We start from the raw sequence: 26,735 nt of genomic DNA on the forward strand, positions 1-26,735 counted from the left end.
ATGCGACCCGGAATGCAAAAAGCCCAGCGGGCTGCGCTGGGCTTTTCAGTATTCTGGCTCCCCGACCTGGACTCGAACCAGGGACCTGCGGATTAACAGTCCGTCGCTCTACCGACTGAGCTATCAGGGATTAGAAGCAGCATTTTATACAGCGAAAGCAACATTTGCAAGCTTGCTTATCGGTATCGTTTGCTGCTCTTTACTACTGCTTCGCTGACGTGCGTCAACGAAGAAGCAGGATTTTAGAGAACTTTGGCGATCGCGTCAACAACGATATCGATGTTCTTCGAGTTCATCGCAGCTACGCAGATGCGGCCCGTGTCCACGGCGTAGATCGACTGTTCGCGCAGCTTGGCGACCTGCTCTTTCGTCAGGCCCGAGTACGAGAACATCCCCACCTGCTGGCGCACGAATTCGAAGTCGTGGCCTGGAGCCTTCTCTTTCAGCTTCTGCACGAACTGGTCGCGGGTGGCCTTGATGCGCACGCGCATCGCCGCCAGCTCGTCTTCCCACAGCTGGCGCAGTTCCGGCGTGGACAGCACGGTCGCAACCACCTTGCCGCCGTGCACCGGCGGGTTCGAGTAGTTGGTGCGCACCACGCGCTTGAGCTGCGACAGCAGGCGGGAAGCTTCGTCGGCCGTCGACGCGACGACCGACAGGGCGCCCACGCGCTCGCCGTACAGCGAGAACGACTTCGAGAACGAGTTCGACACCAGCAGCGGCACGCCCGTGGCGGCGAAGCGGCGCACCACGGCACCGTCTTCGGCGATGCCGGCGCCGAAGCCCTGGTAAGCCATGTCCAGGAACGGGATCAGGCCGCGGGTCACGACGGCGTCGATCACCTGGTCCCACTGCTGGGCAGTCAGGTCGGCACCGGTCGGATTGTGGCAGCAGGCGTGCAGCACCACGACGGCGCCCTGCGGCATCGCCTTCAGCGCGGCCAGCATGCCTTCGAAGTTCACGCCATGGGTGGCGGGATCGTAGTAGGCGTAGTTGTTGACCTTGAAGCCGGCGCTTTCGAACAGCGCGCGGTGGTTTTCCCAGCTTGGATCGCTGATGAAGACTTCGGAATTCGGCGAGAAGCGCTTCAGGAAGTCCGCGCCCAGCTTCAGGGCGCCGGTGCCGCCCAGGGCCTGCACGGTGATCGCGCGGCGCTCTTGAACTACGGCACTGTCAGCCCCAAATACCAGTTCCTGCACCGCCTTGTCATACGCGGCCAGGCCTTCGATCGGCAGGTAGGTGCGCGGGGCCGGCTGTTCAATCAGGATGTTTTCAGCTTTCTGCACGCACGACAGCAGCGGCACCTTGCCATTGTCGTCATAATAGACGCCCACGCCCAGGTTGATCTTGTTGGGGTTGGTGTCGGCGTTAAAAGCTTCGGTGATGCCCAGGATCGGGTCGCGCGGAGCCATCTCGATGGCACTGAAAACGGAAGGATTCGTCATGATAGGATTGGATTCGAGTGAATGCGATTCGCAGCGGGTGAGCGTTATAACTTCAACGGCAGCAACTTCAACGGCACGTGTCCGGGCACTGCGGAGGTACCGCGATCACGGTGCTCGGCAATTCCGGTGCGCGGCATTGACCAGGTATGCAGGTCGCCGCGCAAAGGCTGCACGTTGTGACGTGCAACTCCCTATTCTAGCAAAGGTCTGACCACATGGCTGATTTATCACTGGCTGGCGCCCCCGAGCCCACCGTGCTGACGTTCCCGGATTCCCCTTTCAAGCTGCACCAGCCGTTCCCGCCGGCCGGCGACCAGCCGACCGCCATCGAGCAGCTGTGCGAAGGCATCGCCGACGGCCTGTCGTTCCAGACGCTGCTCGGCGTGACCGGCTCCGGCAAGACCTACACGATGGCCAACGTGATCGCCCGCATGGGGCGGCCGGCCATCGTATTCGCCCCCAACAAGACGCTGGCCGCGCAGCTCTACAGCGAATTTCGCGAATTCTTCCCGCAGAATGCCGTCGAGTACTTCGTGTCGTATTACGATTATTACCAGCCGGAAGCCTATGTGCCGCAGCGCGACCTGTTCATCGAGAAGGACTCGTCGATCAACGAGCATATCGAGCAGATGCGCCTGTCGTGCACGAAGTCGCTGATGGAACGGCGCGACGTCGTCATCGTGGCCACCGTGTCGGCCATCTACGGTATCGGTAATCCGAACGAATACCACCAGATGATCCTGACATTGCGCGCCAAGGACAAGGTGAGCCAGCGCGACATCATCGCCCGCCTGATCCAGATGCAGTACACGCGCAACGAGGTCGACTTCGGCCGCGGCACCTTCCGCGTACGCGGCGACACGATCGACATCTTCCCGGCCGAACACGCGGAACTGGCCGTGCGCCTGGAAATGTGGGACGACGAGCTGGAATCGATCCAGCTGTTCGACCCGCTGACGGGTCGCGTGCGCCAGAAGATCCCCCGCTTCACCGTCTATCCCGGCTCGCACTATGTGACGCCGCGCTCGACGGTGCTGCGCGCCATCGAGAGCATCAAGGCCGAACTGCGCGACCGCCTGGAATTCTTCCGCAAGGAAGGAAAACTGATCGAGGAACAGCGCCTCGAGCAGCGCACCCGTTTCGACTTGGAAATGATGGCCGAGATCGGCTTCACGAAAGGCATCGAGAACTACTCGCGGCACCTGTCCGGCGCGATGCCTGGGGAGCCGCCGCCGACGCTGATCGACTACCTGCCGAAGGATGCGCTGATGTTCATGGATGAGTCGCACGTGCTCATCGGCCAGCTGTCGGCCATGTACAACGGCGACCGTTCGCGCAAGACGAACCTGGTGGATTACGGCTTCCGCCTGCCCTCCGCGCTCGACAACCGCCCGCTGAAGTTCGAGGAATTCGAGAACAAGATGCGGCAGACGATCTTCGTGTCCGCCACGCCGGCCGAGTACGAGCAGAAGCATGCCGACCAGGTGGTGGAACAGGTGGTGCGCCCGACGGGCCTCGTCGACCCGCAAGTCATCGTGCGCCCGGCGCGCACCCAGGTGGACGACCTGCTTTCCGAGATCAACGACCGCATCGCCAAGAACGAGCGCGTGCTGGTCACGACGCTGACCAAGCGCATGTCCGAGCAACTCACGGAATACCTGTCCGACCACGGCATCAAGGTGCGCTACCTGCACAGCGATATCGAGACGGTCGAGCGCGTGGAAATCCTGCGCGACCTGCGTATCGGCACGTTCGACGTGGTGGTCGGCATCAACCTGCTGCGCGAGGGCCTGGACTTGCCGGAAGTGTCGCTGGTGGCGATCCTGGACGCGGACAAGGAAGGCTTCCTGCGTTCCGAGCGTTCGCTGATCCAGACGATCGGCCGCGCGGCCCGTAACCTGAACGGCGTGGCCCTGCTGTATGCGGACCAGATGACCGATTCGATGAAGCGCGCGATCGATGAAACGGAGCGGCGCCGCGCCAAGCAGATCGCCCACAACGAGAAGCACGGCATCATCGCCCGCGGCGTCAACAAGGTCATCAAGGACATGATCGACGGTGTGTACGATCCGAACCGCGAATCGACGCAGCTGAAGGCCGCGCAGGAGACTGCCAAGTACGAGACGATGAGCGAGAAGCAGGTGGCGAAGGAAATCAAGCGCCTCGAAAAGCTCATGGTCGAACACGCGAAGAACCTGGAGTTCGAGAAGGCCGCGCAGGTGCGGGACCAGTTGCACCTGCTGAAGGAGCAAGCCTTCGGTGCACCGGGGGCGGACGTGATTTCGATCACTGGAAAGTAAGCCTGCCCGTCAAGAAAAACGCCGCGTTCGACGCGGCGTTTTTTCTTACAGCTCCCCTGCCCGCTCCAGCCGCTTGTACAGCACCAGCGAATACAACACCGGCAACAACGCGCCGATGACGACGAGCCCGATCGCATAATGCCCCGGCGCGCCAAGCAGCACCGCGAGCAATCCCAGCAGGCCCGAAGCCACCATCAGCCTGGCTCCCACCCGGTGCGTCGCGTACCACACCCGCTCGCTCGCCAGGGTCCAGGGAGTGCGAATGCCGATGTAGAAGTTGCGGCGTACCTTGCCCAGCGAATTGCCGATCACGGCCAGCATCACGCAAATGGCGGCCGGGACCGCGCGGCTCACGTCGAACCCTTCGTTGAAGAGCGCAGTGAGGAACACCGCGTGCAGCAGGCCCATCATGCCGACGACCACCGCCACGATGTAGCCGGCGGTCGAACGGAACGCGTTCACGTCATAACCCTTTGGCGACAGGTAAGGCAACGCGCCCCCCGCCAGCAGCGCAAACACCATGGCACCCGGCCCGGTCAGCCACACGACCCAGCGCGGGCCGAAGCCGTCCGCCCTTCCGTGCGTGTTCCAATGGATGGGAATGGTCTCGGCCAGGCTGGGCCAGCACAGAGCCGTGAGCACCGTGGCCGCCAGGATCAGGATAACGCTTGCAATCAGGTGTTGCCGGTTCATGCCTTCCTCCTTCTGGTCTGTGGTTGGGTAAGGTCCATCATCCATGCCGCCACGTCCTGCAGCACCGTGGTGTTCAAGCCATACCAGATCGTCTGGCCCTCGCGGCGGCGGGTGATCAGGTCGGCTTCCGCCAGCACGGCGAAGTGATGCGACATCGTCGGGCGCGTCATGTCGAAATGCTCGGCCAGCTGGCCCGCCGTCATTTCGCCATCGCGCAGCAGGCGCAGGATCTCGCGCCGCGCGGGGTCGGCCATGGCCTTGAAGGCGTCGGTGGGGGCTGGCATCGTATTTCGAGAAACGGCTAATTAGATGATGATCTAAATATACGCCGAAAAAGCGCGCGCCCGCAAGCAATGCCTGAAATATTCAGTTGGTGCGGTGCACGTCGCGGAACAGCAGCATGTCGGCGATCCGGTCGGATTTGTCGCCGTCGAATCCAAGCTCGGTCACGCGCCGCGCGGGATTCGTCCACGTGCCGAACAGCAGGTCCCAGATCGGCAAGCCGTAGTTCTGCGCGTGGTGGTGAAGCTGGTGGTGAACCGTATGCATTTCCGGGCGCTGCACGAGATAGCCAAGCCAGCGCGGTGTCGCGATATCGCTGTGCAGGAACAGGTCGAAAATGCCGGTCAGGAGCAAGGCCACGCCGGCGGCGGCCGGGCTGGCGCCCAGCAGCAGGTAGCTGACGCCGCCGCTGATGCAGATGGCCGCGGCCGAGTCCAGCGGGTGGGCATAGAATGCCGTGAGCGCCTCCACTCGCCGGGCGCTGTGGTGCAGCTGGTGGAAGATACGCCACAGCAGGTCGGAACGGTGGGTGGCCCGGTGCCACCAGTAGAACAGGAAGCTGGTGACGAGGAAGCTGGCCAGGCCCGTCAGCGGATCGGGCCAGGCGCTGGTGTCGAGCAGCGCCGCTTCATGGATGGCGGTACTGAAAAAGTAGCCGGCCGCCAGCGTGACGGCCACGGTGGCCGCGCCGGTCGCGCTGGCGAGCAGCAGCCAGCGCCGGTCGCAGTGGTTGCGCGAGGCGGGAGCGATCACTTCCCGCGTGAACAGCGCCACGAAGGCAAGGCCCAGGATGGGGAGCGCCAGCAGTTCGCTCATGGTCACAAGGTCTTCACGAACTCGCGAATCCCGCCCAGCAGCATCTCGATCGACATGGCGGCCAGGATCAGGCCCATCAGCCGTTCGAACGCCGTCATCACCTGCGTACCCAGCACCCGCTGCAAGCGGTCGGCACCGAGGAACACGGCCAGCCAGACCACGACCACGGCGGCCAGCGCCGCCACGTGGATCATCACGTCGCCGCGGGTCTCGCTGGAGAACAGCAGCACGGTCGCCAGCGCCGACGGCCCGGCCAGCGCGGGAATCGCCAGCGGCACGATGAACGGCTCGCCGCCCTCGTTCTTGCCCAGCACCCCGTCCGGGTGCGGGAACACCATGCGGATCGCGATCATCAGGAGGATCACGCTGCCGGCGATGCGCAGCGACACTTCGGAAAGGCTCAGCGCATGCAGGAAGGGCCGGCCGAAGAACATGAACACCAGCAGCACTGCGAACGCGATCAGGCATTCGCGCACGACGATGCGCGGCCGGCGCGCCGGCGCCACGGGTTGCAGCGCGGCGGCGAACAGCGGCACGTTGCCGAACGGGTCGGTCACGAGCAGCAGCAGGATGAAAGTCTGGAAGAAGTTTTCGGTCATCGGGATTTCTCTTTGTTGTTATTCGCGAGGGAAGCGGCCGGAATAAAAAATGGCGGAAGGCCTTCCGGCCCTCCGCCATTGTCGCGCAAGCACGAATGCTTATGCGTTCGTTTCGCCCTTCTTGAGCCACGCCGCCAGCTGGTGCGGACGCAGGCCGTCGTAATCCTCGAACGGCTGGTGGATCCACGGGTTGTGCGGCAGTTCCTGCATCTGGTAGTCCGGCTTGAAGGCCGAGCTGCCCTTGGTCCAGATCACGGCGGAACGCACCTCTTCGACATCCTGGTAGTTGGCCTTCAGGTGCTCGATGACCTTCATCAGCGTGACGCCGGAATCGGCCAGGTCGTCGATCAGGAGGATCTTGCCGGCCAGGGAGCCGCGCGTGACCGTGATGTACTTGGCGATATCGAGGTCGCCCTGCACCGTGCCCTTGTCGGCGCGGTAGGAGCTCGTCGACAGGATTGCCAGCGGCACGTCGAAGATGCGCGAGAACACGTCGCCGGGGCGCACGCCGCCGCGCGCCAGGCACAGCACCATGTCGAACTTGAAGCCCGATTCGTAGACCTTCAGTGCCAGGCCTTCGACCAGGCGGTTGTACTCATCCCAGGTCACCCACAGGTGCTTGTTGTCGGATTGAGGGGTGCTCATTTGTTTCCTTCTTGCTTGTGGCGGTACTGCTTATTATTCGAACGGATGACGGAGCACGATGGTTTCTTCGCGATCCGGCCCCGTGGAAACCATGTCGACGGGTACGCCGACCAGTTCCTCGATGCGCTTGATGTAGGCGCGGGCATTGGCCGGCAGGGCCGCCAGCGATTTCGCGCCGACCGTGCTTTCTTTCCAGCCCGGCATTTCTTCGTAGATCGGCTCGCAACGCGCCGCGTCTTCGGCGCCGACCGGGAAGACGTCGACCTTGCGGCCGTCCAGCATGTAGCCGGTGCACAGCTTCAGGGACTCGATGCCGTCCAGCACGTCCAGCTTCGTCAGGCACATGCCGGACACGCCGTTGATCTGCACGGAACGGCGCAGCAGCGCGGCGTCGAACCAGCCGCAGCGGCGGGCGCGGCCCGTCACGGTGCCGAACTCGTGGCCCACTTGCGCCAGGTGGTGGCCCACGCCGGCGTCGGTCGGCAGCTCCGACGGGAACGGGCCGGAACCCACGCGCGTCGTGTAGGCCTTGGTGATGCCCAGGATGTAGTGCAGCATGTTCGGGCCCACGCCGGCACCGGCGGCGGCATTGCCGGCCACGCAGTTCGACGAGGTGACGAACGGATAGGTGCCGTGGTCCACGTCCAGCAGCGAGCCCTGCGCGCCTTCGAACAGCAGGTTGGCGCCGGCCTTGTGCGCGGCGTACAGCGCGCTCGACACGTCGGCCACCATGGGACGCAGGCGCGGCACGTAGGCCAGCGCATCGTCGAGGGTCTTCTGGTACTCGACCTTCGGTGCCTTCAGGTAGTTTTCCAGCACGAAGTTGTGGTAGTCCAGGTTCTCGGCCAGCTTTTCGGCGAAGCGCTTCTCGTTCAGCAGGTCGGCGACGCGGATGGCGCGGCGCGCCACCTTGTCTTCGTAGGCCGGGCCGATGCCCTTGCCGGTGGTGCCGATCTTGGCGGCACCGCGGGCCGCTTCACGGGCCGCGTCCAGCGCGGTGTGGTAAGGCAGGATCACCGGGCAGGCTTCGGAAACCTTCAGGCGCGATGCCACTTCCACGCCCACCGCTTCGAGCTTGTCGATCTCGCGCAGCACGTCGGGCACGGAAACGACGACGCCGTTGCCGATGTAGCAGGCCACGCCCGGGCGCATGATGCCCGAAGGGATCAGCTGCAGCGCCGTCTTCACGCCGCCGATCACCAGCGTGTGACCGGCGTTGTGGCCGCCCTGGAAGCGCACCACGCCTTGCGCGTGTTCCGTCAGCCAGTCGACGATTTTGCCCTTGCCTTCATCGCCCCACTGGGTGCCGATGACGACCACGTTTGTTGCAGTGATTTTTTTTGACATCACACTAACCTAAGTTTTTAAGAATCCAGTTACTACCACTCTCGTCGAGCACCAGCGCGCGGTCGCACTCGAACTCGTCCTGTTCATTGCTGTGACCCGGCAGGGACTGGATCACAACCTCGCCGGACTTGCGCAGCTCGGCGATACGTTCCTTCAGTTCGGGGGAATTGCCCCACGGCGCGCGGATCGCGTGCTTGCGGTCGGCCGTCGGCAACAGGCGCGCCAGTTCGCGCAAGTCCATCGAGTAACCCGTCGCCGGGCGGGCGCGGCCGAAGGCCTCGCCTACGTGGTCGTAGCGGCCACCGCGCGCCACGGCGTTCGGCAGGCCCGGCACGTACAGCGCGAACGTGGCGCCGCTCTCGTACTGGTAGCCGCGCAGGTCGGCCAGGTCGATCGCCACTTCGGCACGGCCGATGGCGGAAGCTGCCAGCGCAGCCAGCTCGGCCAGCGCCTTGGCGATGCCCGGCAGGTCCGGCAGCGCGTGCCTGGCGGTGGCCAGCACATCGACATCGCCATACAGGTTGGGCAGCGCCAGCAATGCGTCGCGCGTGGCCGCGGCATAGCCCTCGGTCAGGGTGCGCAGGCCGGGCACGTCCTTGGCGCGCAGCAGTTGCACGATGGCGTCGTGGTCGCGCTTGGCAAGCGCATCCTGTTCGAGGATCGCGCGCAGCACGCCCACGTGGGCCAGGTCCAGGCGCACTTCGGTGAAGCCGGCCATCTCGAGCGACGCCAGCGCCAGCTCCTGGATCTCGGCATCCGCTTCCAGGCCGGCGTGGCCATAGATCTCGGCGCCGATCTGCAGCGGCTCGCGGGTGGCGTGCAAGCCCGAAGGACGGGTATGCAGCACCGGGCCGGCATAGCACAGGCGGGTGACGGAGGCGCGGTTGAGCAGGTGGGCGTCGATGCGGGCGACCTGGGTCGTCATGTCGGCGCGCAGGCCCAGCATGCGGCCGGAAATCTGGTCCACCAGCTTGAAGGTGCGCAGGTCGGTATCCAGGCCGGCACCTGTCATCAGCGACTCGACGTATTCGAGCAGCGGCGGCATCACGAGTTCGTAGCCGTAGCGGCGGAAGTTATCCAGCATCAGGCGGCGCAATTCCTCGATCTTGCGCGCCTCGGACGGCAGAACGTCCGCGATATGTTCGGGCAAAAGCCAATTCGGCATGGGAGAACCGGTTTGTTGAAATTCGTTCAATCGGATTGGCGCGCAAACGCGGCGGCGCAAACCGAACCGCATATTTTACGCGAAAACGTGGCTCGACAGGAAAAAACGACAAGCAAAAACCGGTGACAGGCACCGCTTTTCCGGAAATGTTTCAAAAATCGGAGCCTGGAAGGAAGATGGCCTGCAGGCCATCTCCGCTGCGCAGGCAGGGAGCGATGCTCCCCGAAACCCCTGCTACGCCACCGGTTTTCCGCCGCTCTGCGGCAAGCCGCGAAGGAAAAAAACAGGGGCCGGATCCGAGGATCCGGCCCCTGCTGCTCGCTCACGGCGGCGGCTTACTTGCCAGCCGAGCCGCTGCCCTTGAAGTACTTGAAGAACTCCGAGTTCGGGTCCACCAGCATCACGTCGGCCTTGGTCTTGAACGACGCGCGATAGGCTTCCAGGCTGCGGTAGAACTTGTAGAACTCGGGGTTGCGGCCGAATGCCTCGGCGTAGATCGCCGTGGCTTTCGCGTCGCCCTCGCCCTTGATCTTCTCGGCCTCGCGGTAGGCTTCGGCCAGGATCACGGAGCGCTGCTTGTCGGCGTCGGCGCGGATCTTCTCGGAGTCGGCCGAACCGGTCGAGCGCAGCTCGTTGGCCACGCGCAGGCGCTCGGCCTTCATCCGCTCGTAGACGGAGTTGTTGATCTGCTCGACGTAGTCGACACGCTTCAGGCGCACGTCCAGGATCTGCACGCCGATCTCCTTCGCTTCGGCGTCGACCTTGGCCCGCAGGCCTTCCATCACCTTGCCGCGCTGGCCCGAGATCACTTCGCGCACGGTGCGCTTGGTAATTTCCTCGTTCAGCGCCGCCTTCACGATCTGCGACATGCGGTTGCCGGCCCGGCCTTCGTCCCCGCCGAAGCGCACGAAGTACAGGCGCGGGTCGACCACGCGCCACTTCACGAACGAATCGACGAGGATGTTCATCTTCTCGGCCGTGATGAAGCGGTCCGCTTCGGGCGAATCGAGCGTCTGGATGCGCTTGTCCAGGTAGATCACGTTTTGGAACGGCGGCGGCAGCTTGAAGTGCAGGCCCGGTTCGCGGATCACCTGCTTCACCTCACCCAGGGCGAAGACGATGGCGAATTTGCGCTGGTCCACCACGAACACGGTGGACGACAGCAGCATCAGCGCGATGAACGCGGTGACGGCAAAAGTTACGATACGGTTCATTAACGGCCCTCCCGGCTACGGGACGATTCACGCGCCCGGTTCGAATCCCCGTTATAGGCGGGTTCCGACGGTTGCGGCAGCAGCACGGCCGATGGCGGCGGCGCCGTCACATTGGCGCGCTGCGCCTCGGTGGCGGCCACCTGCGCGATCAGTTTATCCAGCGGCAGGTACAGCAGGTTGCTGCCGGCCTTCGAGTCGACCATCACCTTGCTGGTGTTGGCGAAGATCTGCTGCATCGTGTCCAGGTACATGCGGTCGCGCGTCACGCCCGGCGCCTTCTGGTACTCGGTCAGCACGGCCTTGAAGCGGTCGGCGTTACCGGTCGCGTTCTCCACCACCATCGAGCGGTAGGCTTCCGCTTCCTGCAACAGGCGGAAGGCGGCGCCGCGCGCCGTCGGCACCACCTGGTTCGCATAGGCCTGGCCTTCGTTCTTCAGGCGTTCGCGGTCCTGGCCGGCCTTCACGGCGTCGTCGAACGCGGTCTGTACCTGCTCCGGCGGCTGCACGCCCTGCATCGTCACGTTGGTGATGGCGGCACCGGACGCGTAGCGATCGAGGATCTGCTGCATCAGCTGCTGCGTGTCGTAGGCCACCTTCTCGCGGCCTTCGTACAGCACGTAGTCCATCTTGCTGCGGCCGACGATCTCGCGGATTGCCGTCTCGGCCACCTGGCGAACGGTGTCTTCCGCGTCGCGGTTGTTGTACAGCCAGGCCACCGGATCGCTCAGCTGGTACTGCACGGCGAACTGGATGTCGATGATGTTCTCGTCGTCGGTCAGCATCAGCGATTCGCGCGCCTGCTTGTTGCGGATATTGCCGCGATAGCCCACTTCCACCGTGCGCACCTGCGACACGTTGACGACCTCGTTGGCCTGGAACGGATACGGCCAGCGCCAGTTGAAGCCGGCCGGGGTCTCGTGGCTGAAGCGGCCGAACGTGGTGACGATGCCCTTCTGGCCTTCCTGCACGATGAACGCGCCGCTGGCCAACCAGACCAGCAGCGCGATGACGGCGACCGCGCCAACGGTCACGCCGGCGCCTTTCATTTCGCCGCCGCCACCGCTGCCACCGCCGCCGCCTCCGTTATTGTTGCGGTTCTTGTTGCCGAACAGGCCGTTCAGGCGCTGGTTGAAATCGCGCCACAACTGGTCGAGATCCGGCGGTCCGTCGCCGGGCTTTTTGCCTTCCTGGGCCTGCCTGTTGCCATCCTTGTCCTGGCCCCAGCGGGGGTCGTTCAGGGACAGCTTCAAGCCTAATCTTTTCGCTAGTGAGGAAAGAGGCATGTTTTAAACATCGGTGAATGTGGAAATGGCATCGGGCGGCGTGTCGTCCTTCGGACGCAGGTTCGCTTCCCGTTGTTCCTGGGCTGCCTCGGTGATGGCCGCGCGCAGCAGATCGAGGCCGTCACCCGTGCGGGCACTGATGAAAACGCGTGAAATCTTATCATGCTCATCACGTTCCACCGCCGGCTCCAGGCCGGCCGCGTCGATCTTGTTCCAGACGAGGATCTGGGGAATATGATCGGCGCCGATCTCGCGCAGCACGGCGTTGACTTCCTCGATCTGCTCCATGCGCACGGGGCTCGCGCCATCGACGACATGCAGCAGCAGGTCGGCATGGATGGTTTCCTCCAGCGTGGCGCGAAATGCCGCGACCAGCTGGTGCGGCAGTTCGCGCACGAAGCCGACCGTATCGGAGATCACGACATTGCCGGCTTCCTCGCCCATGAACACCCGGCGCGACGTCGTGTCCAGCGTGGCGAACAACTGGTCCGCGACGTAAACGCCGGCCTTGGTCATGGTATTGAACAGCGTCGACTTGCCGGCGTTGGTATAGCCGACCAGCGACACGGAAAAGGCATTGTTGCGGCCGCGAGAACGGCGCTGCGTTTCATGCTGCTTGCGCAGCTTGGCCAGGCGGGCACGCAGCATGCGCACCCGTTCGCCGATCAGCCGGCGGTCGGTCTCGAGCTGGGTTTCACCCGGGCCGCGCAGGCCAATACCGCCCTTTTGCCGCTCCAGGTGGGTCCAGCCGCGGATCAGGCGGGTGGAAAGGTGCTGCAGCTGCGCCAGCTCGACCTGCAGCTTGCCCTCGTGGCTCTGGGCCCGCTGGGCGAAGATGTCGAGGATCAGGCTGGTACGGTCGAGCACCCGCACATTGAGGCGCTTTTCGAGGTTGCGCTGCTGCGCGGGCGACAGCGCATGGTTGAAGATGACGATCTCCACCTGGTGGTCCTGCACGGCGTGGCCGATCTCGTCGGCCTTGCCGCTGCCGACGAAATAGGCGGCATCGGGGCTGGAACGCTTGCCGGTGATCGTCGTGATGGGCTCCACCCCCGCGGAACGCGCGAGCAGCATCAATTCCTCGATACTGGCGGCGAAGTCACCCTGGCCGAAATCCACACCGACTAAAGCTGCGCGCATGGACTGGGCCGGGAACGATGAAGCGGAAGGCAAAGCTTGGGCGTTGTCTCAACGATCAACGTTACTCTGCCTCGGAATCGATATTGAGGTTGACGGCGCGGGCCGGCACCACGGTCGAAATGGCATGCTTGTACACCATCTGCGTAACCGTGTTACGCAGCAGGACGACGTATTGGTCGAACGACTCGATATGGCCCTGCAACTTGATGCCGTTGACGAGGTAGATCGAGACGGGAACGTGCTCCTTGCGCAGCGCGTTCAGGAATGGGTCTTGTAACAATTGCCCTTTATTGCTCATAACAGCTCCAGTTTATGTTGTTGTGTTGGAATTGGAGGCGAAACGCTTGATTTCAAGTGCCGGCTACTCCTTATTGCAGAGGTAAATGACCCCTCCGCCAGACGGAAATGCTTCGAAGCTACTGTAACCGTTTTTTGTGATTCATGCAGGGGTGTCCGAATGAAAATCGTGGAAAAAATGCATTCGGAATGTGAAGCCGGTGCGCTTGCGAAATTGACTGCTCGACCGGTGGCCGTCGGCCGCCGAACACCGGTGTCGGACACCATTTCCCCACGGGGAAATGGTGTCCGACACCGGTTTGCTTATGCCGGCGACCGGGGGGTCAGTTTTTCTCGCGCTTGTCGAACGGATTCTTACCCGTCCGCAACTCGATCCGCAGCGGCGTGCCGACCAGCGAGAACGTATCCCGGAAGTGCTTTTCCAGGTAACGCTTGTACGGCTCGCTCACGGCGTCGAGCGAGTTGCCGTGGATGACGATCACCGGCGGGTTCATGCCGCCCTGGTGGGCGTAGCGCATCTTCGGGCGCAGGCCCGCCTTGCGCTTCGGCTCCTGCTTTTCGATCGCTTCCTGCAGGGCGCGCGTCAGCTTCGGCGTCGACAGGTCGGCCGTGGCGGCCGCGTAGGCGGCGTCGACGGACTTCATCAACGGGCCGATGCCGGTGCCCTTCAGCGCCGAGATGAAATGCGTCTTGGCGAAGCTGAGGAAGTCGAGCTTGCGGTCCATGTCGTTTTTCACCTGGTCGCGCTGGTGCGATTGCAGGCCATCCCACTTGTTCACGGCCAGCACCAGGGCGCGGCCACTTTCAAGAATGAAGCCGGCGATATGGGCGTCCTGCTCGGAGATATCCTGCTGGGCGTCCAGCATCAGGATCACCACGTTCGCTTCCGAAATCGACTGCAGGGTCTTCACGACCGAGAATTTCTCGATCGCCTCGAACACCTTGCCGCGGCGGCGGATGCCGGCGGTGTCGATCAGCGTGTAGTGCTTGCCGTCGCGCTCGAACGGGATCTCGATCGAATCGCGCGTGGTGCCCGGCATGTCGAAGGCGATCACGCGCTCCTCGCCGAGCAGCGTGTTGATCAGCGTGGACTTGCCCACGTTCGGGCGGCCGACGAGGGCCAGCTTGATGCCGCGCTCGGACGGCAACAGTTCCTCGGCATCGGCCGGGCGCGAAGCGAACGCCTTGTCGAGCGCCTCCTGCACCAGGTCGTGCACGCCGTCGCCGTGCGCACCGGAGATCGCATACGGATCGCCCAGGCCCAGTTCGTAGAAGTCCGACACGGCGGAGGTGTACTTCATGCCTTCCGCCTTGTTCACCACCAGCAGCACGGGGCGGCCGCTGCGGCGCAGGAAGTCGGTGATGGTCTTGTCGTGCGGCGTCATCCCCTGGCGGCCATCGACGAGGAAGATGACGACATCCGCCTCGGCGACGGCCTGCTTGGTCTGCAGGGCCATCTGGAACATGATGCCTTCCTTGGCGACCGGTTCGAAACCGCCGGTATCGATGACCAGGAAGGGACGGTCGCCGACGCGGCCCTCGCCATAGTGACGATCGCGCGTCAGACCAGGCAAGTCCGCCACCAGCGCGTCGCGCGAGCGGGTCAGACGATTGAAAAGGGTCGACTTCCCGACGTTCGGGCGACCCACGAGTGCAATTACCGGCTTCATTTGTTTTCTGCTCGGCCGCCGGGGCGGCCATCATTACTACGTTATAAAAATCGTCGGGCTTACTCGACCGCGATCGCGGTGATCGTTCCCGACTGCGTCTGGAAGATCATGTTCGAGCCAGCGACGACCGGCGCCGACCTGATCGGGCTGCCGTCGGTGGCCACGCGGCCCAGCATCGAGCCATCCTCGCGCGACAGCAGGTGCACATAGCCCTGGAAGTCGCCCACGGCCACCACGCGGCCATAGGACAGCGGCGTGGACAGCACGCGGTTGCCCAGCGAATCGTTCTTCCACGCGCTCTGCCCGCCTTCGCGGCTGAACGCGGAGACGTGACCCTTGTCGTCGGCCACGAAGACGAAGCGCTGATCGGCGCCCACGCCCACGTCGGACGATGCGGGTTTGCTCCACTTGGCCACGCCCGTGGAGAGATCGAAGCAGCCGACCTTGCCCTGGTACGTGACGGCGCAGATGTCGCTGCCCACCACGATGGGCGTGCCGCCGATGTCGGACACGCGTTCCAGCTCGGTGGCGCCGCGCGGCTCGGCCACGGACACCTCGAAGCGCGGCACGCCGTTGGCCAGGGCCAGCGCCAGCAGCTTGCCGGCCGGCTGGGCCACGTACACGTTCGGTTGCGCCACCACCATGCCCGGCGCGTTGCGCAGGGTGAGCGGCGGCGTGGTGCGCTGCAGGAACCATTTACGGTCGCCCGTCTTCGCGTCGTACGCGGTGATCTTGTTGTCCATGCTGCGCACGATCACCAGCTCGTCGGTGACGGCGGGTGCCGACAGCACTTCGGACGAAGCCTGCACCTTCCACAGCTGCGCGCCCGTGGCGGCGTCGAAGGCCAGCACGGCGCCCTTGGTGCCGCCGACGGCCACCAGCTTGCCGTTGGCGCCCACGCCCGCGGTCAGGTCGGTACCGGCCTTGATCTTCCACTGCGAGCGGCCAGTGGCCGCGTCCAGGCGTTCGATGGTGCCGTCGTTGTCGGCCACGAACAGTGCATTGTCGGCGAGCGCCGGCGAGAACACGTACAGGCCCGCCTTGCCCACGGAGTGCTTCCACACGGTCTTGGCCGGGATCGGCGACTTGATGTCCACCAGCGCGGCCGGAGGATTCTTGTCCTTTTCCTTGAACGGGTTCAGCCAGCTGAGGGAACTGCACGCGGTCGTCATGGACAGCAGGCCCACGCCGATGACTTTACTGGTGATACGCATAAATTAAACCTTGCTCCTGACAATGGAAGTCGCTACGAGACGATCACGCCCGCGCGCCATCCCGGCCGCGGGTGAAGGGGCGGCCACGCCGCCCCCGCTGATCAGGCGGCGGCCGGTTTCGCTTCCGGCACCGTGCCGCCCACGGCTTCGAGCTTCAGCTCGATCAGCTGGCGGGCGGGGTTCTTCTCGTCCGTGCCGGCCAGCGCGGCCTGGTAGGCGGCGCGCGCTTCGGCCAGCTTGTTCTGCGCGGCCAGCACGTCGCCCTTGCGGTCGCTCACGGCGGCCTTGAACTGCTCGGGCACCTCGCCCTCCAGCGTCTTCAAGGCGTCGGCATAGGCTTTCTCGTCCAGCTGCAGGCCGGCCAGGCGGATCTTCGCGACCGCCTTGTACTCGTCGTTGCCGTGCTCGATCACCCACTGCAGCTTCGCTTTCGCGGTCTTCAGGTCGTTGGCCTCGAAGGCGCTCTTCGCCGCCGTCAGCGCGGCCATCTGCGCATACAGCGTGCGGCCGTAGCGGCTTTCGATATCGCCGGCGGCGCGCTGCACCTTGGCGTTGTCCTTGCCGACCGAAGCCTGCAGCTCGTCATACAGCGCGGAGGCTTCGACGGCCTGCGTGCGCTGGTAGTACTGCCAGCCCGCCCAGCCCGAATAGGCGGCCAGGCCGGCCACCAGCACCCAGGTTGCCGCGTTGCCGTACTTAGCCCACCACGCCTTCAGGGAAGCGAGCTGTTCTTCTTCTTGGTGATCGAATGCCATGAAATTCTTCCTTCGGGATCAGTGATGGTGGTGGTGATCGGTGCAATCGTCGCCGCACTCGTGGCCGCCGGTGATCTGCTCGACCACGTAGTCGACGACTTCCTCGAACGGCACGGTGGCCTGCTGCTGCTCGCCTTCGACGCCGCGCATCGCCTTCACGGCGGCAGTGTTGTTGGCCACTTCGTCTTCGCCGATGATCACGGCGAAGGACGCGCCGCTGCCGTCGGCCTTCTTCATCTGGCTCTTGAAGGACCCGGCGCCGGCCGCGGTGGCGCAGTGCAGGATCACGTCCAGCCCGGCGTCGCGCAGGCGCTCGCCCAGGATGAACGCCTGCGATTGCGCTTCCTCGCCCTGGTGCACCAGGTATACGTCGCACTGGTTGGGCGCGGCGATGTCGCCGGCCGACTTCATCAATTCGATCAGGCGCTCGATGCCCATCGCGAAGCCCACGGCCGGCGTGGGCTTGCCGCCGAACTGCTCGATCAGCGGGTCATAGCGGCCGCCGGCGCACACGGTGCCCTGCGCGCCCAGCTCGTCGGTGACCCATTCGAACACGGTGCGGTTGTAGTAGTCGATGCCGCGCACCAGGCGCGTGTTGACCGTGTACTGCACAGCGTTCTTGTCGAGGATCTTGCGCACGCCGTCGAAGTGCTTGAGCGATTCTTCGCCCAAATAGTCCAGCAGCTTCGGCGCGTTCTCGACGATCTCCTGCAGGGCAGGATTCTTCGTATCCAGGATGCGCAGCGGGTTGGTGTGCAGGCGGCGCTTGGCGTCCGCGTCCAGCAATTCCTCGTGGTGTTGCAGGTAGGCGATCAAGTCCACGCGGTGGCGCGCGCGCTCCTCGGCATCGCCGATCGAGTTCAGTTCCAGGCGGATGTTCGGCAGGCCCAGGTCGTCCCACAGGCGGCGGCACAGCATGATCAGTTCCGCGTCGATGTCCGGGCCCGTGAAGCCGACGGCCTCGGCGCCGAACTGGTGGAACTGGCGGTAGCGGCCGCGCTGCGGGCGCTCGTGGCGGAACATCTGGCCCTTGTACCACAGGCGCTTCGGGCCGTCGTACACCAGGTTGTGTTCGAGCACGGCGCGCACCACGCCGGCCGTGCCTTCCGGGCGCAGCGTAAGCTGGTCGCCGTTCATCGAATCCTCGAACGAATACATTTCCTTTTCGACGATATCGGTCACGGCGCCGATCGCGCGCGCGAACAGGCGGGTTTCCTCGACGATCGGCGTGCGGATGTTCTGGTAGCCGTAGCTTTGCAGGATGGACTGCGCGGTGTTCTCGAAGATTTCCCACAGGTGGGCATCGGCCGGCAGGATGTCGGGCATCCCCTTCACCGCTGTGATTTTGTCTGCTTTCTTGTCGCTCATTTAAGCTGCCTGTTTGGAGTAATTCTTTTTTACGTAATCCAGCACGATCTGCTGGAATTCCTGCACGATCGTGTCGCCGCGCAGGGTGGCCACCTTCTGGCCGTCGACGAACACCGGCGCGGCCGGCGATTCGCCGGTGCCCGGCAGGCTGATGCCGATATTGGCGTGCTTCGACTCGCCCGGGCCGTTGACGATGCAGCCCATCACGGCCACGTTCATCGCTTCCACGCCCGGATAGCTCTTCTTCCACTCGGGCATCTGCTCGCGCAGGTAGGTCTGGATATCGTCGGCCAGTTCCTGGAACGTGGTCGACGTGGTGCGGCCGCAGCCCGGGCAGGCGATCACCATCGGCATGAACTTGCGCAAGCCCATCGTCTGCAGGATTTCCTGGCCGACCACGACTTCCTTGGTGCGGTCGCCGCCCGGTTCCGGCGTGAGCGAGATGCGGATCGTGTCGCCGATGCCTTCCTGCAGCAGCACGGACAGCGCGGCCGTCGAGGCGACGATGCCCTTGCTGCCCATGCCCGCTTCCGTGAGGCCCAGGTGCAGCGCGTAGTCGCAGCGCTTGGCCAGCTCGCGGTAGACGGCGATCAGGTCCTGCACGCCGGAGACCTTGCACGACAGGACGATCTTGTCGCGCCCCAGGCCGATATCCTCGGCGCGCCGGGCATTCTCGATGGCCGACGTGATCAGCGCCTCGTACATCACGTGCTGGGCGGTCCAGGGATTCGTGCGCGCCGCGTTCTCGTCCATGATGCGCGCCAGCAGTGCCTGGTCGAGCGAACCCCAGTTGACGCCGATGCGCACCGGCTTGTCGTGGCGGATCGCCACTTCGATCATCTGGGCGAACTGCGTGTCGCGCTTGGCGCCCTTGCCGACGTTGCCGGGGTTGATGCGGTACTTCGACAGCGCGGCGGCGCAGTCCGGATATTCGGTCAGCAGCGTGTGGCCGTTGTAGTGGAAGTCGCCCACCAGCGGCACGTCGACACCCATCTTGTCGAGCTGCTCGCGGATATACGGCACGGCTTGCGCCGCTTCCGGCCGGTCGACCGTCAGGCGCACCAGCTCGGAGCCGGCGCGGGCCAGCTCCTTGATCTGGATGGCGGTACCGACGGCATCGGCGGTATCGGTGTTCGTCATCGATTGCACGACGACCGGGTGGTCGCCGCCGACCCACACCTTGCGGTCGCCATGGGCGACCAGCACACCCTTGCTGGAGCGGCGCGCGGCTGGGCCGGATGCGGGGCCGGACGGGATCGCGTTGTTCGTTTCGGTCATGCTCATTACTTGATCTGGACGCGGGAAATGGTGCCGTTCGCCACCTTCGGCAACGGCAGCGGCTGGCCGCGCAGCGTGGCGCGCACGCCGTCGGGCGCGCCGACGATCAGCGTGGACTGGCGGTCGATTTCAAAACTCTCGGTGCTGCCCGCCTTCACCAGGCGGGAAATCAGCGGCGACGCGCCGGGACGGCGAATCTCGACCCAGGAATCGGCCGTGAACACCATCGTCAGCGTATTCGCGCCCTGCGCGGCGGGCGCGGCCGGCGTCGCGGCCGGGGCGGGCACGGCCGCAGCCGTCGCGGGAGTGCCCGCCGGCGGCGTGACAGCGGCCGGCGGCGTTGCCGCGGGGGCCGTTGCCGCGGCGCCTGACGCGGCAGCCGTGTTCGGCGCCGGCGTCGTCACCAGCGGTGCCGTATTCTCGGGCGTTGCCGGCCCCGGCGTGGAGACCAGCGGCACGTTCGGCGACAGCAGCGGCGGCGTGGTCGCGGCGGTGGCCGGGGCGGGCGCCGTCGTCGCGGCAGTGCCAGGCGCGGCCGGCGTGCCGACGACGGCCGGGGTAGCGGTGCCGGGCTTGGTCAGCGCGGCCGGCGACAGCAGGCCGGCCTGCCACGCGGCGGCCACGCCGACGACGGCCAAGGCCACCACGCCGCCGATGATCCACATCTTCGGCTTCGAATGCCGCTCGGTCAGCGTGGGGAAACGCGACTCGGAGAACGTGGTCGTGATCTTCTCGCGGCGCACCGGGTGATGGTCGGTCGCGGTGACGGCGGGCGTCACCTCGATCTGGGCCACCAGCGGCGCGGGGTCGAGCCGCACCACCTTCGCGTAGGCGCGGATGAAACCGCGCGTGACGGCCATGTTCGGCAGCGACGCGTAGTCGCCCTGCTCGATCGCCACCACCTGGCGCGGCGCCAGTTTCAGCTGGTCAGCAATCTGTTCCACCGAGAGGCCCATGGCCTCGCGTTGCGCGGCGAGCATTGCTCCGGCCGGCTGCGCTGGTGGCTGGCTCTGCGGCTTTTTTTGCCCTTCTGAATCCATTGTTACCCCTGTCTCACTCATCAAACGCCCCACGTTGATACGCAGCATACTCGGGCGAGGCTTGGTGACGACGCAACCCGGCCGCCCATTCCTCTTCCGCCGCCTTGTCGCCAAGGCGATGCTGCACCCGGATCGCCAGCCACAGCACGTCGGCCGGCAGGCTGTCGGGCCGGGCCACCTTGCCCAGCCGGGTGATAAAGAAGTTGGCGCGCGCGTAGTCGCGTCGCTCGAAATAAACCCGCGCCAGGTTGGCGCTGGTCGATGGCTGGTCCGGCGCCAGCTGCAGTGCCTGCAGCAGATATTGCTCGGCCCGGTCGTAATCCTTGCTCTTCAGCGCGCAATTGCCCGCATTGTTCAGCGCCTTCGCGGGCGACGCGTACTGCCGGCTGGCCAGGGCGGCGTCGAACCAGCGGAACGACTCCGCCACCCGCCCGCTCTGGCACAGGAACGAGCCATAGTTGTTGGCGACGTCCGGGTTGTTCGGCGCCAGTTGCAGCGCGCGCTTGAAGTTATCGTCCGCCAGCGTCGTTTCGCCCATGCCCATGTAGATCAGCGCGCGCATGCCGTAGGCATCCGCGTACTGCGGGTCGGCGTCGATCGCCTTCTTGATCTCGTCGAGCGCGACCGGCAACTGGCCCGCTTCGTAGTAGCCGACCGCCAGCTGCATGCGGATCTGGGCGCGCTTTTGCGCGGCCGTCGCATCCGACAGCGTGGGCAACTCGGCCTTGCCGCTCGTGGCGGCAGCCCCGCCCGGCCCGCCCGTACAGGCAGCCAGCTGCGTCGCCAGCACCACGGCCATGCCGAGGGCTGCCAGGCGCGCGCGGCTCTGGACGGGCTTGGCCATCAGGAACGAATCTCCACGATCTTGCCGAAATCGGCACCGAACTTGTTTTGATACTCGGCCATCTTTTCCATGCGCTCCGCCACGCGGGTACGGTCCTTGACCTCGCCGGCAAGCTGGCCGCACGCGGCATCGATGTCGTCGCCACGGGTCTTGCGGATCGTCGTGACGATGCCGGCATTCATCAGGATTTCCGAGAAAGCCTTGATGCGGGGGTTCTTCGAGCGCGTCAGGCCCGATTCCGGGAAGGGGTTGAACGGAATCAGGTTGAACTTGCAATTGACGCCATACTGCGGGTGATTCACCAGCGCCACCAGTTCGCGCGCATGCTCGTCGGTATCGTTGAAACCGTCCAGCATGCAGTATTCGAAGGTGATGAAGTCGCGCGGGGCGAATTCCAGGTAGCGCTTGCAGGCCGCCAACAGCTCGGCCAGCGGATACTTCTTGTTCAATGGCACCAGGCCGTTGCGCAGCTCGTCGTTGGATGCGTGCAGCGACACGGCCAGCGCCACCGGCACATCCTGCGACAGCTTGTCGATCATCGGCACCACGCCCGAGGTCGAGAGCGTGACGCGGCGGCGCGACAGGCCGTAGGCGTTATCGTCCAGCATCAGTTTCAAGGCGGTGGCGGTCGGCTCGTAGTTCAGCAGCGGCTCGCCCATGCCCATCATCACCACGTTGGTGATCTGGCGCTCGCCTTTCGGGCCCGGCTCGATGCCTTTCGTCTTGCGCAGCTCGAACTCGGCCATCCACAGCTGGCCGATGATCTCGGCCACCGTCAGGTTACGGTTGAAGCCCTGCTTGCCGGTCGAACAGAAGCGGCAGTTGACGGCGCAGCCGGCCTGCGTGGAAATGCACAGCGTGCCGCGGTTTTCCTCGGGGATGTAGACGGTTTCGACGGCGTTGCCGTTGCCCACGTCCACCAGCCACTTGCGCGTGCCGTCGCTCGACGTGTGGTCGCTGATGATCGCCGGCGCCGTGATATGGGCGCGCGTCTTCAGCTTCTCGCGCAGCGACTTGGCGAGATCGGTCATGCTGTCGAAGTCCGACGCGCCGAACTGGTGGATCCACCGTTGCAATTGCTTGGCGCGGAACGGCTTCTCACCCAACTGCGCGCAGTAGTCGATCAGTTGCGCGGGATCGAGGTCCAGCAGGTTGGTGAGGGTCGTTTCCATATCTTTAATCTTCAATTCAAAACGCCTTCGCCCCGGACATGCCGGGGCGCCAGGCGGTACAGCTTTGGTTACAGCTTGGAGCGCCGCTATCGCCGAGCGATTAGCGGGAGTACACGTTCAGTGCCGGGAAGAAGTAAGCGATTTCCGTGGCGGCGGTTTCGGCAGCGTCCGAACCGTGAACGGCGTTGGCATCGATGGAGTCGGCGAAATCGGCGCGGATGGTGCCTTTTTCAGCCTTCTTCGGGTCGGTCGCGCCCATCAGGTCGCGGTTCTTGGCAATGGCGCCTTCGCCTTCCAGAACCTGGATCATGACCGGGCCGGACACCATGAAGTCCACCAGGTCCTTGAAGAACGGACGGGCAGCGTGCACGGCGTAGAAACCTTCGGCTTCGGCGCGCGACAGTTGGGTCATGCGGGCAGCCACGACTTTCAGGCCGGCACCTTCGAAACGGCTGTAGATCTGGCCGATCACGTTCTTCGCCACTGCGTCCGGTTTGATGATGGACAGGGTGCGTTCGATTGCCATTATTAAAAACTCCAGTAAAAAGAAAGGGTTAAAACGAAATTGATTTCTCGATCAACCTTTGATTTTAGCATACAACACCCCATATACTATGCGTGTTGGGGCGGAAGATGGCGTAACAAGCGGCGGATAGCCGCATCGAAACCCTGGAAAGCGCATCATCGCGAGCGGTTTTGGCTGGGAAGCCCAGCCGTTCGCAGGCAGTTGGGCGGTTTCCGGTGGATTTCAAGAGAGAAATCAATCAATAGACCATCCCGGCGGGCATCAGCCCTTTTCGGCACCTCGCGTGCTAAGCTTTGGCAAGGGTACACCGTACCGACAAAAGGAGTGCAAAATGGCTAACTTGGAAAAAACTTATCAATATGCAGGCGGGCGAGCGGTCGCCCAGAATCGTGTCCTGCGCAACACCTACTGGCTGCTGTCGCTGTCGCTGGTTCCCACCGTGCTGGGCGCAGCTGCCGGCATGACGCTCGGCGTGCCGATGCCGGGCGGTTTCCTGGGCGCCCTGCTCTTCCTGGGCATTGCGTTCGGCTTCATGTGGGCGATCGAGAAGAACAAGAACAGCGGGCTGGGCGTTGCCCTGCTGCTCGGCTTCACGTTCTTCATGGGCTTGATGCTGACGCCGCTGCTGTCGCGCACGCTGGCGTTCGCGAACGGCGGCACGCTGGTCATGCTGGCCGGCGGCGGTACCGCGGCGATCTTTGCCGTGCTGGCAAGCATCGCCACCGTGTCGAAGCGCGATTTCTCCGGCGTGGCGAAGTTCGCGTTCATCGGCCTGGTGCTGATCATCCTGGCATCGCTGGCGAACATCTTCTTCGCGATCCCGGCGCTGTCGCTGACGATCTCCGTGCTGGCCATCGGCATCTTCTCCGCCTTCATCCTGTATGACGTGCAACGTATCGTCAACGGCGGCGAAACCAACTACATCAGCGCCACGCTGGCGTTGTACCTGGACGTGTACAACATCTTCACCAGCCTGCTGTCGATCCTGGGCTTCACGAGCGGCGACCGCGACTAAGCTCCACCCGCATCATCGAAAAGCCGGCCTCGCGCCGGCTTTTTTTACGCCCGTATTTACGCCCGTACCGCAGAGCTGGTCGCAATACAACACTGGGGACAGTCCCCTTTTTCCAGGAAATGTTTCCTGCAACCGTAGGGGGCCGCAGTTGGAGAAATATTTCCCAGAATCGGGGTCAGACCCCAATTTCCGGAAATATTTCCTGAAAAGGGGTCCGACCCCGGTTTTAGGCAACTTTCGGAAGTTCCGTGCGGTGCTGTGGGCGATGTCAAAGGGGGCGGACTGAGCAGTACGTATCATGCGCCAGCTCGAACACGCTTGAGTTCCCCGTCCAACCCCTCGCATGGAGGCTTCGTGGTTCATTCACTACGCTCAATCAACGTGGCGCTGGCGCTGGCGCTGCTGCTGGCCTCGGCCGGAGCTGCGGCAAACGGTACCGCCACGGCATCGATCAGCAATGTCCGCTTCGGCGCGCTCGACCTGACACAGGGCGACGGCAGCGCGGCCGGCTTTGACATCCTTTCGGTCCAGCCCTCGCTGTTCGCCGGCGTGCATACCTTGACCGCCGAGTACTATGTGACCGGCTACCCGACCGCGCTGACCGAAGCGGCGGTGCAACTGGACCTGGGAACGGCGGCGGTTGCGGCCCGCACGAGCGGAGCGCTGGCCGATGTGTCAAGCATGGCTGGCGGCGACGCGAGCCTCGGCGAATTCGGGTCCCTGGGCGGCACGGCGAACCAGGCAGTGCACTTCATGCTGAGCCCGCACACGGTGCTGACGATCAGCGGCCGCCTGGCGACGCTGGCGGAGCGATCAAGCAGGCCGGCGGAATATTACGACGTGGTGGGCATGGCCTATGTCGGCATCGTCGATGGCGATGGGTATACGTTCACGCAGTTCACCCGCCAGAGCCTGTCCTTCGCGGATTGGCCCGACAGGATGACGGTGGAAGACGACTTCATGCTGGCCTTCGCCAACGGCAGCGCGGATTACCGGCCCGTGTCGGTGTATTTCCAGGCGCTGTCGAACGTCATGCGGCTCGCCACGCCGGTACCCGAACCGGCGCCAGGCTGGCTGCTCACGGCAGGACTCCTGATGCTGGGCATCGCGGCAGAAGCGCGCCGCCGCGGGCGATGAATCGATGCAGATACGGCGCCGCCCTCACCGCGGCGCCGGGCATCAGGCGAGATCGAACACCGCCATCGATTCGACGTGCGAGGTATGCGGGAACATGTTCATCACCCCCGCCTGCGACAGCTGGTAGCCGGCGCGGTGCACCAGCACGCCGGCATCGCGCGCCAGCGTGGACGGGCTGCACGATACGTAGACGAGCCGCTTCGGCAGCAGCTCCGGATTGCTTTCCTTCAGCTCGGCCAGGGCCAGCGACAGCGCCATCGCGCCGTCGCGTGGCGGATCGATCAGCATGCGGTCGAACTTGCCCAGCGCGATCAGGTCGTCCTTCGTCACTTCGAAGAGGTTACGGCAGTAGAACGTGGTCTTCTCGCCGACGCCATTGACGACGGCGTTCTGCTGCGCGCGCTCCGTGAGCGCCGTGCTGCCTTCGATACCCACCACTTCACGCGCCTGCGTAGCCAGCGGCAGCGTGAAGTTGCCGATGCCGCAGAACAGATCGGCCACGCGCTCGCCCGGCTGCACGTCCAGGTGGCGCAGCGCCTTGTGCACCAGCACGCGGTTGATCTGGTGGTTCACCTGCGTGAAGTCGACCGGCTTGAACGGCATGCGAATGCCGAATTCCGGCAGCAGGTAGTGCAGTTCCTTGTCCAGCGGGTAGAACGGATAGGCGGTGTCCGGGCCTTTCGGCTGCAGCCACCACTGGATGCCGTATTCGTCGGCGAACGCCTTCACCTTCGCTTCGTCATCCTTCGTGAGCGGCTCCATATTGCGCATCACGAGCACCGTCAGGTCCTCGCCGATCGCCAGTTCGATCTGCGGCACCTTGTCGAAGATCGACAGCGAACCGATCAGGGCACGGAGCGGCATCATCATGTCCGACACATGCTTGGGCAGGATCTGGCAGCTCTGGATGTCGGCCACGTACACGGATTTCTTCTCATGGAAGCCGACGAGGACCGTGCTCTTCTTCGCCACGTAGCGCGACGACAGGCGGGCGCGGTAGCGGTAGCCCCAGGTCGGCCCGTGCAGCGGACGCATCATCACATCGGCCTTCACCTTCGACAGGTGCCACAGATTGTCTTCCAGCACGCGCTGCTTGATCGCCACCTGGGCCGATGCCTCGAGGTGCTGCATCGAGCAGCCGCCGCAATAATCGAAGTGCACGCACTTCGGCTCCACGCGCATGGCCGATTCGCGGTGGATCTCGGTCACGCGGCCCGATTCCCAGTTCTTCTTCTTGCGCAGCATCTCGAAACTGACGCGCTCGCCTGGCAATGCGCCTTCCACAAACACCACCTTGCCCGGCGTGCCGTCTTCGTTATCCTGCATGTGGCCGACGCCGCGCGCGTCCATGTCGAGCGATTTGATTTCGATGGTGTTGTCTTGCATGAGTGTCTATCGGTTGGCCGGCGGCGTGGTGGAGGACCGCGATTCGGAAGGCCGATATGATAGCAGAGAGTGGGGACGGCATCGCTGCGGCGCCGCCGCCGGCG

At 64.4% G+C, this 26,735-nt stretch carries 25 protein-coding genes and 1 tRNA gene; 3 read left to right on the forward strand and 23 right to left on the reverse strand.

The window, feature by feature from the left end; all coding sequences use genetic code 11:
• Positions 1 to 54: 54 nt before the first annotated feature.
• Both V6Z91_RS00190 and V6Z91_RS00195 read right to left on the reverse strand, forming a co-directional pair.
• Positions 55 to 130, reverse strand: a tRNA-Asn gene (locus tag V6Z91_RS00190).
• A gap of 112 nt (positions 131 to 242) precedes the next feature.
• Entirely contained in the window at positions 243 to 1,445 is a 1,203-nt protein-coding gene (locus V6Z91_RS00195) for an amino acid aminotransferase (protein ID WP_338765035.1), read from the reverse strand.
• Between the two features lie 215 nt (positions 1,446 to 1,660).
• Here V6Z91_RS00195 and uvrB point away from each other — a divergent pair, with 215 nt between their 5' ends.
• Complete coding sequence (gene uvrB, locus V6Z91_RS00200) at positions 1,661 to 3,745, forward strand: excinuclease ABC subunit UvrB (RefSeq protein ID WP_338765037.1); 2,085 nt, start codon at positions 1,661 to 1,663, stop codon at positions 3,743 to 3,745.
• Between the two features lie 45 nt (positions 3,746 to 3,790).
• Here uvrB and V6Z91_RS00205 read toward each other — a convergent pair whose 3' ends face one another.
• The 20 genes from V6Z91_RS00205 to ndk all read right to left on the reverse strand — a co-directional run bounded on the left by V6Z91_RS00205 (position 3,791) and on the right by ndk (position 23,093).
• A complete protein-coding gene (locus tag V6Z91_RS00205) occupies positions 3,791 to 4,438 on the reverse strand; it encodes an SdpI family protein (RefSeq protein WP_338765038.1) in 648 nt (215 codons plus the stop codon).
• Positions 4,435 to 4,722: an autorepressor SdpR family transcription factor gene (locus V6Z91_RS00210; protein WP_338765040.1), complete on the reverse strand. Its 288-nt coding sequence runs from the start codon at positions 4,720 to 4,722 to the stop codon at positions 4,435 to 4,437. The genes V6Z91_RS00205 and V6Z91_RS00210 overlap by 4 nt, the downstream gene beginning before the upstream one ends.
• 82 nt (positions 4,723 to 4,804) lie before the next feature.
• Positions 4,805 to 5,536, reverse strand: a complete 732-nt coding sequence (locus V6Z91_RS00215) for a sterol desaturase family protein (RefSeq protein ID WP_338765041.1) — start codon at positions 5,534 to 5,536, stop codon at positions 4,805 to 4,807.
• Positions 5,537 to 5,538: 2 nt separating this feature from the next.
• Positions 5,539 to 6,135 carry a MarC family protein gene (locus tag V6Z91_RS00220; RefSeq protein ID WP_338765042.1) on the reverse strand — a complete coding sequence of 199 codons (597 nt, stop codon included), beginning with the start codon at positions 6,133 to 6,135 and terminating at the stop codon, positions 5,539 to 5,541.
• Between the two features lie 99 nt (positions 6,136 to 6,234).
• A complete protein-coding gene (locus V6Z91_RS00225; protein ID WP_338765043.1) occupies positions 6,235 to 6,780 on the reverse strand; it encodes a phosphoribosyltransferase in 546 nt (181 codons plus the stop codon).
• A 33-nt stretch (positions 6,781 to 6,813) separates the two neighbouring features.
• Positions 6,814 to 8,127: an adenylosuccinate synthase gene (locus V6Z91_RS00230; protein ID WP_338765045.1), complete on the reverse strand. Its 1,314-nt coding sequence runs from the start codon at positions 8,125 to 8,127 to the stop codon at positions 6,814 to 6,816.
• Positions 8,128 to 8,131: 4 nt separating this feature from the next.
• Positions 8,132 to 9,292: an ATP phosphoribosyltransferase regulatory subunit gene (locus tag V6Z91_RS00235; RefSeq protein ID WP_338765048.1), complete on the reverse strand. Its 1,161-nt coding sequence runs from the start codon at positions 9,290 to 9,292 to the stop codon at positions 8,132 to 8,134.
• A gap of 335 nt (positions 9,293 to 9,627) precedes the next feature.
• Positions 9,628 to 10,506 (reverse strand): protease modulator HflC, encoded by an 879-nt coding sequence (gene hflC / locus V6Z91_RS00240; RefSeq protein WP_338765050.1) that lies wholly within the window; start codon positions 10,504 to 10,506, stop codon positions 9,628 to 9,630.
• Positions 10,506 to 11,789: an FtsH protease activity modulator HflK gene (gene hflK / locus V6Z91_RS00245; RefSeq protein ID WP_338765052.1), complete on the reverse strand. Its 1,284-nt coding sequence runs from the start codon at positions 11,787 to 11,789 to the stop codon at positions 10,506 to 10,508. The genes hflC and hflK overlap by 1 nt, the downstream gene beginning before the upstream one ends.
• Positions 11,790 to 11,792: 3 nt before the next feature.
• On the reverse strand, positions 11,793 to 12,929 hold the full coding sequence (gene hflX, locus V6Z91_RS00250; RefSeq protein WP_338765055.1) for a GTPase HflX: 1,137 nt from the start codon (positions 12,927 to 12,929) through the stop codon (positions 11,793 to 11,795).
• A gap of 61 nt (positions 12,930 to 12,990) precedes the next feature.
• The gene (gene hfq / locus V6Z91_RS00255) at positions 12,991 to 13,227 is read right to left on the reverse strand and encodes an RNA chaperone Hfq (protein ID WP_093558029.1); all 237 of its coding nucleotides are present in this window, start codon (positions 13,225 to 13,227) and stop codon (positions 12,991 to 12,993) included.
• A 322-nt stretch (positions 13,228 to 13,549) separates the two neighbouring features.
• On the reverse strand, positions 13,550 to 14,896 hold the full coding sequence (gene der, locus V6Z91_RS00260) for a ribosome biogenesis GTPase Der (RefSeq protein ID WP_338765069.1): 1,347 nt from the start codon (positions 14,894 to 14,896) through the stop codon (positions 13,550 to 13,552).
• A gap of 59 nt (positions 14,897 to 14,955) precedes the next feature.
• On the reverse strand, positions 14,956 to 16,110 hold the full coding sequence (bamB, locus tag V6Z91_RS00265; RefSeq protein WP_338765071.1) for an outer membrane protein assembly factor BamB: 1,155 nt from the start codon (positions 16,108 to 16,110) through the stop codon (positions 14,956 to 14,958).
• A gap of 101 nt (positions 16,111 to 16,211) precedes the next feature.
• Positions 16,212 to 16,865 carry a tetratricopeptide repeat protein gene (locus V6Z91_RS00270; RefSeq protein ID WP_338765073.1) on the reverse strand — a complete coding sequence of 218 codons (654 nt, stop codon included), beginning with the start codon at positions 16,863 to 16,865 and terminating at the stop codon, positions 16,212 to 16,214.
• An 18-nt stretch (positions 16,866 to 16,883) separates the two neighbouring features.
• The gene (gene hisS, locus V6Z91_RS00275; protein WP_338765075.1) at positions 16,884 to 18,233 is read right to left on the reverse strand and encodes a histidine--tRNA ligase; all 1,350 of its coding nucleotides are present in this window, start codon (positions 18,231 to 18,233) and stop codon (positions 16,884 to 16,886) included.
• Positions 18,234 to 19,511 (reverse strand): flavodoxin-dependent (E)-4-hydroxy-3-methylbut-2-enyl-diphosphate synthase, encoded by a 1,278-nt coding sequence (ispG, locus tag V6Z91_RS00280; RefSeq protein ID WP_338772122.1) that lies wholly within the window; start codon positions 19,509 to 19,511, stop codon positions 18,234 to 18,236. It lies immediately after the preceding gene.
• A 5-nt stretch (positions 19,512 to 19,516) separates the two neighbouring features.
• The gene (locus tag V6Z91_RS00285; RefSeq protein ID WP_338765077.1) at positions 19,517 to 20,491 is read right to left on the reverse strand and encodes a helix-turn-helix domain-containing protein; all 975 of its coding nucleotides are present in this window, start codon (positions 20,489 to 20,491) and stop codon (positions 19,517 to 19,519) included.
• 73 nt (positions 20,492 to 20,564) lie between these two features.
• On the reverse strand, positions 20,565 to 21,395 hold the full coding sequence (gene pilW / locus V6Z91_RS00290; protein WP_338765079.1) for a type IV pilus biogenesis/stability protein PilW: 831 nt from the start codon (positions 21,393 to 21,395) through the stop codon (positions 20,565 to 20,567).
• Positions 21,395 to 22,567: a 23S rRNA (adenine(2503)-C(2))-methyltransferase RlmN gene (gene rlmN, locus V6Z91_RS00295; protein WP_338765081.1), complete on the reverse strand. Its 1,173-nt coding sequence runs from the start codon at positions 22,565 to 22,567 to the stop codon at positions 21,395 to 21,397. Before rlmN ends, pilW begins: the two co-directional genes overlap by 1 nt.
• Positions 22,568 to 22,667: 100 nt before the next feature.
• On the reverse strand, positions 22,668 to 23,093 hold the full coding sequence (gene ndk / locus V6Z91_RS00300; protein ID WP_338765084.1) for a nucleoside-diphosphate kinase: 426 nt from the start codon (positions 23,091 to 23,093) through the stop codon (positions 22,668 to 22,670).
• A gap of 331 nt (positions 23,094 to 23,424) precedes the next feature.
• Here ndk and V6Z91_RS00305 point away from each other — a divergent pair, with 331 nt between their 5' ends.
• Together V6Z91_RS00305 and V6Z91_RS00310 are read left to right on the forward strand one after the other, a co-directional pair.
• The gene (locus tag V6Z91_RS00305) at positions 23,425 to 24,108 is read left to right on the forward strand and encodes a Bax inhibitor-1/YccA family protein (RefSeq protein WP_338765086.1); all 684 of its coding nucleotides are present in this window, start codon (positions 23,425 to 23,427) and stop codon (positions 24,106 to 24,108) included.
• A gap of 354 nt (positions 24,109 to 24,462) precedes the next feature.
• Positions 24,463 to 25,245: a hypothetical protein gene (locus V6Z91_RS00310; RefSeq protein WP_338765089.1), complete on the forward strand. Its 783-nt coding sequence runs from the start codon at positions 24,463 to 24,465 to the stop codon at positions 25,243 to 25,245.
• A gap of 42 nt (positions 25,246 to 25,287) precedes the next feature.
• On the opposite strand, the gene rlmD is transcribed toward V6Z91_RS00310, so the two are convergent.
• Positions 25,288 to 26,631 carry a 23S rRNA (uracil(1939)-C(5))-methyltransferase RlmD gene (gene rlmD, locus V6Z91_RS00315; protein WP_338765092.1) on the reverse strand — a complete coding sequence of 448 codons (1,344 nt, stop codon included), beginning with the start codon at positions 26,629 to 26,631 and terminating at the stop codon, positions 25,288 to 25,290.
• Positions 26,632 to 26,735: the final 104 nt, after the last annotated feature.

It is taken from the genome of Massilia sp. METH4 (assembly GCF_037094685.1).
GTDB lineage: Bacteria > Pseudomonadota > Gammaproteobacteria > Burkholderiales > Burkholderiaceae_D > Rugamonas.